10 protein-coding genes and 1 pseudogene are annotated in these 10,444 nt (G+C 65.2%); 4 read left to right on the top strand and 7 right to left on the bottom strand.

Features of this window, described 5'->3' with window-relative positions; genetic code table 11:
- The 4 genes and pseudogenes from EOA29_RS13420 to EOA29_RS13405 all read left to right on the top strand — a co-directional run.
- Window positions 1-476: pseudogene (locus tag EOA29_RS13420) on the top strand (NAD(P)-dependent oxidoreductase); the annotation flags it as partial.
- Window positions 477-642: 166 nt separating this feature from the next.
- The gene (locus EOA29_RS13415; protein WP_126092170.1) at window positions 643-2,424 is read left to right on the top strand and encodes a chloride channel protein; all 1,782 of its coding nucleotides are present in this window, start codon (window positions 643-645) and stop codon (window positions 2,422-2,424) included.
- A 123-nt stretch (window positions 2,425-2,547) separates the two neighbouring features.
- Window positions 2,548-3,933 (top strand): FAD-binding oxidoreductase, encoded by a 1,386-nt coding sequence (locus tag EOA29_RS13410; protein WP_126092171.1) that lies wholly within the window; start codon window positions 2,548-2,550, stop codon window positions 3,931-3,933.
- A gap of 102 nt (window positions 3,934-4,035) precedes the next feature.
- Window positions 4,036-4,404, top strand: coding sequence for a cupin domain-containing protein (locus EOA29_RS13405; RefSeq protein ID WP_126092172.1), 369 nt, complete (start codon window positions 4,036-4,038; stop codon window positions 4,402-4,404).
- 35 nt (window positions 4,405-4,439) lie between these two features.
- Here the strand turns inward: EOA29_RS13405 and EOA29_RS13400 are convergent, their stop codons facing one another.
- The 7 genes from EOA29_RS13400 to EOA29_RS13370 all read right to left on the bottom strand — a co-directional run.
- On the bottom strand, window positions 4,440-6,083 hold the full coding sequence (locus tag EOA29_RS13400) for an MFS transporter (protein WP_126092173.1): 1,644 nt from the start codon (window positions 6,081-6,083) through the stop codon (window positions 4,440-4,442).
- A 162-nt stretch (window positions 6,084-6,245) separates the two neighbouring features.
- Entirely contained in the window at window positions 6,246-8,111 is a 1,866-nt protein-coding gene (gene asnB, locus EOA29_RS13395) for an asparagine synthase (glutamine-hydrolyzing) (RefSeq protein ID WP_126092174.1), read from the bottom strand.
- Window positions 8,112-8,287: 176 nt separating this feature from the next.
- Window positions 8,288-8,554 (bottom strand): flagellar biosynthesis protein FliQ, encoded by a 267-nt coding sequence (gene fliQ / locus EOA29_RS13390; protein WP_027165133.1) that lies wholly within the window; start codon window positions 8,552-8,554, stop codon window positions 8,288-8,290.
- A 125-nt stretch (window positions 8,555-8,679) separates the two neighbouring features.
- Complete coding sequence (gene flgD, locus EOA29_RS13385; RefSeq protein ID WP_126092175.1) at window positions 8,680-9,087, bottom strand: flagellar hook assembly protein FlgD; 408 nt, start codon at window positions 9,085-9,087, stop codon at window positions 8,680-8,682.
- Between the two features lie 2 nt (window positions 9,088-9,089).
- The gene (flbT, locus tag EOA29_RS13380) at window positions 9,090-9,527 is read right to left on the bottom strand and encodes a flagellar biosynthesis repressor FlbT (RefSeq protein WP_126092176.1); all 438 of its coding nucleotides are present in this window, start codon (window positions 9,525-9,527) and stop codon (window positions 9,090-9,092) included.
- Window positions 9,524-9,871 (bottom strand): flagellar biosynthesis regulator FlaF, encoded by a 348-nt coding sequence (flaF, locus tag EOA29_RS13375; RefSeq protein ID WP_126092177.1) that lies wholly within the window; start codon window positions 9,869-9,871, stop codon window positions 9,524-9,526. The genes flbT and flaF overlap by 4 nt, the downstream gene beginning before the upstream one ends.
- Before the next feature lie 31 nt (window positions 9,872-9,902).
- Window positions 9,903-10,444 (bottom strand): flagellar hook-associated family protein (locus tag EOA29_RS13370; RefSeq protein WP_127220990.1); only part of this gene is annotated, 542 nt, incomplete at its 5' end.

Below are 10,444 nucleotides of genomic sequence, written 5' to 3'. Positions count from 1 at the left end.
ATCCCGCCCTGATGGGCGAGGCGATCATCGCAAATGCGCGCGTTCGCGACGAGGGGACCCGAAATCTGGTCGACGCGGCGCAGTCGGCCGGCGCCAGGCGCCTGATCGCGCAGAGCATTGCCTGGGTCTATGCGTCCGGACCCGAGCCGCACGCCGAAACCGATCCGCTCGACAGCGGCGCCGAAGGCGGCCGCGGCATCAGCGTCGGCGGCGTCATCGCGCTCGAACGGCGGGTTCTCGAAGCGCCCATGACCGGCATCGTGCTGCGCTATGGCCATCTTTACGGGCCGGGCACGGGAGCGGAGACCGCTGCCGATCCGGCCGTGCATGTCGATGCCGCAGCCTACGCTGCGCTGCTTTCCATCGAGCGCGGTTCGCAGGGCGCGTTCAACGTCGCGGAGCCGAACGGCCATATCACGACCGACAAGGCGGTCCACGAACTCGGCTGGCGCGCCGACTTCCGCTTGGCTGTGTGACGGAACCTTCGAACTCGCTGCGACAGGCGATGGGTTCACTACATCACTAATCGGCGCAGCGCCAAAATGGCGCCATAAGCGGTCGGCATTGCGGTTGTCACGCAATGCCGCCGCGCGTATCAGGCACGGCAGCTTTCCACCCTCCGCATACCGGCGAGCCTCTCCGTTGCCTGCCAGAAACGAACCGCAAGTCTACGCCCGCCGGCTTCGGGCGGTGCTGATCAATTCGATCCCCGTGCTCGAGGCGCGCGGCATCGTCATCGTGCTGATGGCGGGCCTCGTCGGCATGATCGCGGGCGCGCTGGTCACCGGCATGAGCGAGCTGGTGCAAAGCATGCACTGGCTGCTCTTCGACGTGCAGCCGGGCGGCCGGCTTTCGGCGATGTTTTCGCTGGCCAATCCGGTGCAGGCGATGTTTCCGCCGATGGGTGGCCTGCTGCTCGGCCTCTCGGTGATCTGGCTGAGAAGGCGGAAGTTCCGCACACCCGTCGACCCGATCGAGGCCAATGCGCTCTATGGCGGGCGCATGTCGCTCACCGATACCTTCATCATCGTCGGCCAGACCATGATCTCCAGCGGCTTCGGCGCTTCGGTCGGTTTGGAAGCCGGCTATACGCAGATCGGCTCCGGCATCGCCTCGCGGCTGGCGCGTGCCTTCCGGCTCCGCCGCAACGACGTGCGCATTCTGGTCGGCTGCGGCGCCGCCGGCGCCATCGCGGCCGCCTTCGACGCGCCGCTGACCGGCGCCTTTTACGGCTTCGAACTGGTCATCGGTATCTATTCGGTCGCCAATGTCGCGCCGGTGATGACGGCGGCGATCGCGGCCTCGCTGACGGCCGAAGTGTTCGGCGGCGTACCGTTCCCGCTGGAACTCGCGGGTTTGCCGACGCTGACCGCCGGCCAGTATGTGCCGTTCCTCCTGCTGGGACTCCTCGGCGGGGCGGCGTCCATCGCGATCATGCATCTGGTGAGCATCGTCGAGCGCATCTTCGTGCGGCTGGCGATCGACGCTTCGGTCAGGCCTTTCGTCGGCGGCATCGTTGTCGGGCTGCTCGGGCTGGTCACGCCGCAGGTGCTTTCCAGCGGGCATGGCGCATTGCATCGCGAGTTCGCCATGAACTACGCGCTTCCCGTGGTGGCGAGCGTTTTCGTGCTGAAGCTCGCCGCCTCGGCTATTTCGCTCGGCTCCGGTTTCCGCGGCGGCCTGTTCTTTGCTTCGCTGTTCCTGGGCGCACTGCTTGGCAAGGTCTTTGCCGGCGTTATGGCGCTCGCCGCGCCATCGACAGGCATCGATCCTGCAGTCGCCGCCGTCGTCGGCATGACCTCGCTCGCCGTCGGCGTCGTCGGCGGCCCGCTGACGATGACTTTCCTGGCGCTGGAGTCCACCCGCGACCTCACGCTTACCGGTGTGGTGCTGGCGGCTTCGATCATGTCGGCGATCCTGGTGCGCGAGACTTTCGGCTACTCCTTCTCGACCTGGCGCTTCCACCTGCGCGGCGAAACGATCCGCAGCGCCCACGATGTCGGCTGGATGCGCAGCCTCAATGTCGGCTCGATGATGCGCAAGGACGTCCGCACCATCGATGCCGCGACGACTCTGGCCGAATTCCGCAAGGAAATCCCGCTCGGTTCCGCCCAGCGCGTCATCGCCGTCGGAGAGGGCAAGCACTATGCCGGCGTCCTGCTCGTCCCCGAGTTGCACAGCGATCTCTCCGACGGCGCCACGCCGGTCAAGGCGCTGGCCCAGTTCAAGGATGCGGTGCTGGTGCCATCGATGAATGTGCAATCCGCCGCCGAGACCTTCCAGCGTGCAGGCGCTGAAGAGCTGGCTGTCGTCGAGGATTTCGACGACCGCATCGTTCTCGGCCTTTTGACTGAAAGCCATCTGATGCGGCGCTACGCCGAGGAGCTCGACAAGGCGCGGCGAGATCTCTCGGGTGAGGGGTAGTCGAACTTTTTCTCAAGCCAGCTCGGCGAGCGAGTGGGGAATTTTGCTGCGCTGGCGACGACGCCAGGCTTGTGGCAAAGAAGCGACGCAGACCTGATCGGCACTTCTCCCAGGAATCATCCCATGCAAGTCAAGCGCAACGGCGACATCTCGTTCTGGTATGCGGATCTGGGCGCGGTTCCCGCCCCGCGTCCGCCTTTGCCCGGCGACATCGAAGCCGACGTCGCGATCGTCGGCGCCGGTTATACCGGGCTCTGGACCGCCTATTATCTGAAGAAGGCGAAGCCTTCGCTCCGCATCGTGCTCCTCGAGCGCGAGTTCGCCGGCTTCGGCGCCTCGGGGCGCAATGGCGGCTGGCTGTCGGGCGGCTTCGGCTGGTCGCGCGAAAAATATCTCAAGACCTCGACCCGGCAAGGCGTGAGCGCCATGCAGAAGGCGATGGCGGGCTGCGTCGACGAAGTCATCCGGGTGGCGACGGCGGAAGGTATCGACGCCGATGTCCGCCGCGCCGACAATCTGACGGTCGCCACCAATCCGGCGCAGCTCGAGCGCGTGCGCGAGGAATGCGAGACGATCCGCTCCTGGGATGCCGACCCCAACCGCATCGAGCTGCTCGATGCCGCCGCGACACGCGCGCGCATCAACATCAAAAATGTCATGGGCGGCTTCGTCATCCACGGCCAGGCGCGTGTGCAGCCGGCCAAGCTGGTGCGCGGACTGGCGCAGGCGGTCGAACGGCTCGGCGTGCCGATCTACGAAAAGACCACAGTGACGTCCATCGCCAAGGGCAGCGTGACCACCGACCGAGGCACGGTGCGGGCCGAAACCGTCATCCGCGCGACCGAAGGGTTCACCGCCGGCATTCCGGGGGAAGAGCGGACCTGGCTGGCGCTCAACAGCGGGCAGATCGCCACCGAGCCGCTGTCGCTGGAGCTCTGGCGCGAGATCGGCTGGGAAGGGCATGAGCTGCTCGGCAACGCGGCGCATGCCTATTGCTATGCCCAGCGCACGCGCGAGGGGCGCATCACCATGGGCGGCCGCGGCGTGCCTTATCGCTACGGCTCGCGCACCGACGTCAACGGCCAGACGCAGCAGGCGACGATCGACCAGTTGCACACGATCCTGACGACGCTGTTGCCGCAGACGGCGGGTTGCCGCATCGACCACGCGTGGTGCGGCGTGCTCGGCGTGCCGCGCGACTGGTGCACGACGGTCGGCCTCGATCCCAAGACGCGTATCGGTTGGGCCGGCGGCTATGTCGGGCTCGGCGTCTCGAGCTCCAACCTGTCGGGGCGCACGCTTGCCGACCTGATCCTCGGCGACGAGACCGATCTTACACGGTTGCCTTGGGTCAACCGCAAGGTCCGGCCATGGGAGCCGGAACCGTTCCGCTGGCTCGGCGTCCACTCTATGTACCAGCTCTACCGCATCGCCGACGAACGCGAGGCCGCGGGGCTCGCGCATACTTCGAAGCTTGCCGCCTTGGCCGACAGCATCACTGGCCACTAGAGCGGTCCGGCGTTTCATAGAACCGCTGAACCTCTAACCATTTGTTTCTTAGCAATCCGGGCGGAAAACCGCTGCACACTTTTCCTGGAATTGCTCTGATCCATGGAGCCCAACTTGATCGACCTTTCGACTTTCCACGACCTCGCCAAGGCCGATATCGGCGCGTTTTCGCCCAAGCCGACATCTATCGAAGGCAGTCAGGTCGAGGCCGCGCGCTCGCTTTTCCAATCGCCGGACGGAACTGTCGATATCGGCATATGGGAGTGCACGCCCGGCCGCTTCAGCGCCGATCGCTCAGGCTCGTCGGAAATCTGCCACATCATCTCGGGCCGGGCCGCAGTCAGCCGCGCCGATGGCGAGATACGCGAGCTCGGTCCGGGCGACCTTCTCGTCCTGCCGCAAGGTTGGAAGGGCGAATGGCTGATCCGCGAGACGACGCGCAAGCTCTACATGATCCAGAGCGCCGGCTGATCGAAAGGCAGATCTTTCGAGCCGAAAGACGCGGATTAGTGATCGATCGGCCCCCTTGGTGAGACGAGCGCCGTGCCGGCAGTGGTCGGGCGTTCGATCATGCGGCGCACGCGCGGCGGGTTCTCGCCGCTGTGGAGCGCGCGGATGCGTTCGCCGACCACGGCATCGGCATAGGTGGCGCGCCTGTTGTGGCGGATGTACTCGACCCAGGTCGGCGTGTGGTAGTGCTCGATCCAGATGCCTGGATTTTCGAGATCGCGCGCGAGCGTCCAGTTGCGGGCGCCGTCGCGGCGGCGGATGCGGCCGCGCTCGGCCATGGTGGCGAGGAACTCCGGCACATCTTCCTCGCGGATGATGTACTCGATCATGATGGCGATCGGTCCGCTGCGCGGCTTCAGGTCGAGCGACAGCATCGGCTCCTTGAACCGGTTGAGGGGGTCGAGGTTGAGAACCGTCTGCTTCGGCAACGGCAGGAACAAGCCGATGGCGCCACCCGCCAGCATGGCGACGGCGGCCGCCATCAACGCAGTCTCGGCGCCATGGGCATCGGCGACGACGCCCCAAATCCAGCTCCCCAGCGCAATGCCACCGAAGGTCGCCGTCTGGTAGATCGACAGCACGCGGCCGACCACCCAGCGCGGCGTCGACATCTGCACCGTGACGTTGAAATGCGAAAGCGCGATCACCCAGCAGGCGCCGCCGATGAGCAGGCCCGCCGATGTCTGCCAGGCATTGTGGCTGACGGCGGCGTTGAAGGCGCAGAGCGCGAAGCCGGCGAAGGCGGCGCGCACCATCGTTTCTGAGGAGAGCAACTGCCTCAGCCGCACGCTGATCAGCGCGCCGCCGACCGCGCCGATGCCGAAGGCGCCGAGCATGATGCCATAGGTCAAGGCGTCGCCCTTGACGACGTCGCGCGCCACCAGAGGCAGGAGCGCCAGCACCGCGCCGGCGCTGAAGCCGAAAGCAAAACCCCGGACCAGCACCTTGGCGATGTTGGGCGACATGGCGACATAGCGCAGACCGGCGCTCATCGCGGCGCCGAGCGCCTCGCGCGGCAGCGTCGGCGCCGGCATTTCCGGCTTCCAGCGGAACAGCACGACAATCAGCCCGATATAGCTGATGGCGTTGGCGGCGAAGGCGGCGGCCGCACCCGCGGCGGCAACGATGACGCCGCCGATCGCCGGGCCGACGCTGCGTGTGATGTTGAAGCCCATCGAGTTGAGCGCGATCGCCGCCGGCACCTTGGCGCGCGGCACCATGTCGCCGACCGAGGCCTGCCATGACGGGCTGTTCAGCGCCGTGCCGCTGTCGATCAGGAAAGTGAAGGCAAGCAGTGTCCACGGCGTCATCCAGCCGAACCAGGTGAACACGGTGAGCAGCGCCGAGACGACCAGCATGAAGGTCTGCGCCACCAGCATGACCTTGCGGCGGTTGAAGCTGTCGGCGATGGCGCCGGCAATGAGCGCGAACAGCATGATCGGCAAGGTGGTCGAGGCCTGGACCAGCGCCACCTGGTAGGACGAGGTGGCGATCGTGGTCATCATCCAGGCGGCGCCTACGCCCTGGATCAGACCGCCGAAATTCGACACCAGGCTGGCCGACCAGACGGCGCGGAAGATGCTGTGCCGGAACGGCGCCAGCGCCGAGACGCGTTCGCTTTCCGGCTCGTCGTCGATCATGGTCGCTGTTCCGCCTTCATCTGCTGCCTCGCGCTTGCCGCGCGCCAGGGTCGCGCCGGCGACTCGCCAAAAGGATCGCGGCCCAACAACAGGAAGGCAAAGGCGAAAATGCGTCGGCGAAGGTTTAAGCCAAGCATCTTGCCGGTCTGGACCAACCCTTGCCTATTTCGCGCCCCTGGTCTCGGCGTGCAGCGCCTCGGTGAGGCTGCCTGCGGCCTCGCCGCCCAAATACAGTCTCAGCAGCATCTCCATGCCGACGAGGCGCAGTCTCGACGATTCTTCGCTCCCGGCCATGTCGATGAGGTCGTCCAGCTCCGATGCCGACCATTTCATGGCGTCGCGCAGGAAGCCGCCGCGCAGCAGCCCCTGCGTGCCGGCCGAAAAGGCGCCGGACATCTCGAAGCCATTCTTTGCCGCATAGATGTTTTCACGCGGCAGATAACCTTCGGCGACCTTCTTCAGCAGCCATTTGCCGGTCCTGTTGCGATATTTGTGCCGTCTCGGCAGATGCATCGCGAAATCGATCAGCCGGTTCTCCAGAAAGGGAACGCGCAGTTCGACCGAAGCGGCCATGCTGAGGCGGTCATGCCGGTGCAGCAGGTCCTGCAGATGAGAATAGAGATCGTAGAGGCAGCTTGCCAGGAAGGCGCGGTCGCCGTCCGGGCTGACGCCATCCAGCCGATCGAACAGCTTGGTTTGCAGGAAGTTCAGTTCCGGCGAGAGCGCGCGCAGCACGATGTTGCGGTCCCAGGGCGATCCCCGGCCGATCGAATTGCGGAACGGGGCGCGACGAAGCCGCGCGAATTTCCGGTCCCGGGCGGCCTTCGGACGAAACAGGCGTCGCAGCCATGACTGACGCCAAAGCCTGATGGTCGACGCCTGCCATTTATAGCCGCCGAACAGCTCGTCCGAACCTTCGCCGGTGAGCAGCACCTTGACGCCGTCGGCGCGGCACTGATCCGCGAGCGCCAGCAGGCCCGCCACGCTGGCGTGCCAGCCGTCGCTTTCGAGATGCCAGACCGCGCGCGGCCACAGCTCGAGGAAGCGATCCCTGTCGACAGCCACGCGACGTAGGTTGACGCCGACGTGGCGGCCGGTCCGCTCGGCGCTTTCGGCCTCGCTGCGGCCGAGCTTGGGATCGACGACATAGCCGTGCATCTCCGGCCTGTAGCGCTTGGCGAGTGCCGTGATCAGGCCGGAATCGATGCCGCCGCTGCAGGCTGTGGCGAGGCTGGCGTCTGCGATGCAATGCAACTTGACGCTTTGTTCGAGCAGCGCCTCAAGGCTCGCCATATGCTCGGCGTCGGACGTCCTGTCGTCGACGATGCGCGATGTCTCCAGGATGTCGAGCACATGCCAGAAATGCTGCTTCTCGATGCCGCCGTCGCTGATCTTCCAGAGACCGGCGGGAGGCAGGCGCTCGATGCCTTCGAAGACGCTGTAGCTGGAATCGCGGGTCTGCCAGGCAAGCCGCAAGGTGAGCTCGCGCGCGTCGACCCTGCGCGGGACGTCGTGGCAGGCGAGGATCGCCTTGTCCTCGGAGGCGAACAGCAGCCGGTCTGCGGTGTCGGCTACCGATATCGGCTTGATGCCAAGCCTGTCTCGGGCAAGCCACAACGCGCCGTCGCGCTGATCGAAATAGGCGAAGGCAAACATGCCGTCGAACAGTGGCACAGCTTTTTCGACGCCCCAGTGGTGCAGGGCCTGGAGCACCACCTCGGTGTCGGAGACCGTGCGGAACTCGAGGCCTTCGGCTTCCAGCGTCTTGCGCAGCGAACGGTAGTTGTAGACTTCGCCATTGTAGCAAAGGACGCCTTGCCCGTCGGATGTGAGCATGGGTTCTCGCGCGGCGGGCGAGGGGTCGATGATGGTGAGCCGGCGATGGCCGAGCGCCAGCCTGGCGCCGTTCCAGCTATCGTGATCGTCGGGACCTCGATGCGCCAGCGCCTGCATCATGCGGGCGATGTCGGAAAGATCGCCGGCGCCGATCGGATCGCGCTTTCGCCAGACGCCGGCTATCCCGCACATGGCCCGCCGGCCGCTTCTGCCTGATCCATGGCTTCCCGAAGTCTGTCCGAATTCCAAAGACGCCGCCGAAGTCGGCGCGGCTCACAATCTAGAGCAATTCCAGGAAAAGTGCGTAGCGGTTTTCCGTCCGAGACCGGCTGCAAGTGGAGTGGCCCAGCGCCCGCGACAGGCGTGCGTCAGAAGCCGTGCTCGATGCGTTCGAAGATGACGTTGGTGAAGGCTGAGATCTGGCTGCCGATGAACGGACCGGTCAGCGCCACCACTAGCATGATGGCGACGATCTTGGGCACGAAGGTGAGGGTGATTTCCTGGATCTGGGTCAGCGCCTGGATGAGCGCGATGCCGATGCCGACCGCCATCGCCACAAGCACGACCGGCGCGGATGCGGTAAGCACCGTCCACACCGCGTACTGGACGATATCGAGGGCGTCGGCCTCATTCATGGGCAGCCCCTTGCGAAACCGGCTAAAGCAGGTCGCGTGAAAAAGGATTCACGCGACCTGCTTCAGGCTTTTTGATTTCAAGCATGTCTTTGTCCCGAAACCGGACCCACTTTCGGGAGACCTGCTTAGGCGGCCGGCTTGATCGACACGCCCGCGCCGACGGGGATCTCGGTTCCGTCCTGCAGCACCGCGATCAGGCCGCTGCTGGCGAGCTTCACCGAAGCCACCGTTCCCGTGGTCTTGCCGTCGGCGGAGGTGATCGAACGGCCGATCAGCGCATCGGCCTGCGACAGCGCCGAGGACTGCATGATCTGATCGAGCTTGCTATTGGTCTGCACCGACTGCTCGACCTGCGAGAAGGTCGCGAGCTGCGCGACATACTGCGTCGAATCCATCGGTTTGGTCGGATCCTGGTTCTTCATCTCGGCAATCAAGAGCTTCAGGAACGACTGGTAGTCGACCGCCGTCTTCGAGGTCTGCTGACTTGCCTGGTTGGCGCCAACCGGGATCGTCGTCGTCATATCCACGGCCATCTTTATGCTCCCACAGCCAGCGCGCGCGGCGCTTCGGAAATGTCTTCATCGCCGTTGAGCGCCTGGCGCTCGAGCGGATAGAGCGCTCGTATCGCCTTCAGCGCCTCGTAGATGTGATCCTCGCCGACCATGCGGTCGATCTGCTTCAGCGCGTTGCAGATGTCCGGATTGTCGAAGGTTGCAATGAGCATCGGCAGCGAGCGGCGGAACATGTCGCGCGCCTCGGAGGCGCCCAACGGGTTCACCAGCATGATCTGCACGATGAAGTAGAGCTGCCTGAGCGGCGTCGAGGCCTGCTCGGCCTGGATGACATGGCTTTCGAGCAGGAACTGGACATCGTTCATCAGCTCGATGGTGACCTTGCGGTCGACGCGGATGACGGCGCCATTGATGTAGATCTTCTCGTTCGGCTTCAGCGAGATCTTCAGCGTGTTGGTCATTGGATGCCGTCTCGGATGATCTGGGAGACCTCGATCAGTCCTTCGAAATTGTTGGCGCGGCCTTGGCGAATGTCTTCCGTCTCGCGCAGCAGCCACAGGCCGATGGAGATCAGGTTGGCGCGCAGTTCCTTGGGCAGCGCATTGTCGCTGGAGCCAAGGTCCTCGACGAAGGTGGTCCAGATGCGGTTGGTGAAGTGCAGTGCCTCGACCGCTTCCATCGACTCCGGCCCGACGGCAGCCGCCGCGGCCAGCATATCGATCGATCGGGTGAGCAATTGCCGCTCCCGATCCTTGGCGTCGGCGACGGAGTCGGTCTGGATGTCGGCGTAGGAGAATTGATACATCGTCGGAGCTCTGCCGTTCCGGTTTATGTGTTCAGGTGAGATAGTTCAGCAGGCTGAGCTGCTGCAGGCGCGCGGTCAAGGCGAAGGACGTTTCGATATGCTGGGTCAGGTCGGCCACGCGGGTGGCGGCTTCGGCGGGATCGACGCCTTCGAGGTCGACGATATGCTTCTCGAAGAGATCGACCTGCGTCTTCATGCGGTCGCTGGCATCGGACACGCGCTTCTGGGCCAGGCCCACCTCGGACCGCACCTGGACGATGCCGCCGATGGCCTCGCCGACCAGTTCCTGCGCGCGGCTGGCGATCGTATTCTGGGCGGCTTCGCTGATGTTGCCGGTGACAAGAGTGCTGACCATGGCGGCCGCCATGGCGAGCTTGCGGATGCCCTGCTCGTTGGCGCTGACCGAAGTCTGGGTGGTTTCGTTCAGCGAAATGCGGCTGGTGATCTGGTCGTCGGTAGCGCTCGACCAGTTGGTTTGCCAGCCGGAGTCCAGGAATTGCGGCTCGACCTGGGTGGTGATGAAGTCGTCCATCTGGGCGGCGGTGATGTTGGCGGCTGCCGGGTCGTTCTGGG

Source organism: Mesorhizobium sp. M1E.F.Ca.ET.063.01.1.1, from assembly GCF_003998155.1.
Taxonomy (GTDB): domain Bacteria; phylum Pseudomonadota; class Alphaproteobacteria; order Rhizobiales; family Rhizobiaceae; genus Mesorhizobium.
Note: the sequence above shows the minus strand (reverse complement) of the source record. Positions and strands in the feature narration are given on the sequence as shown.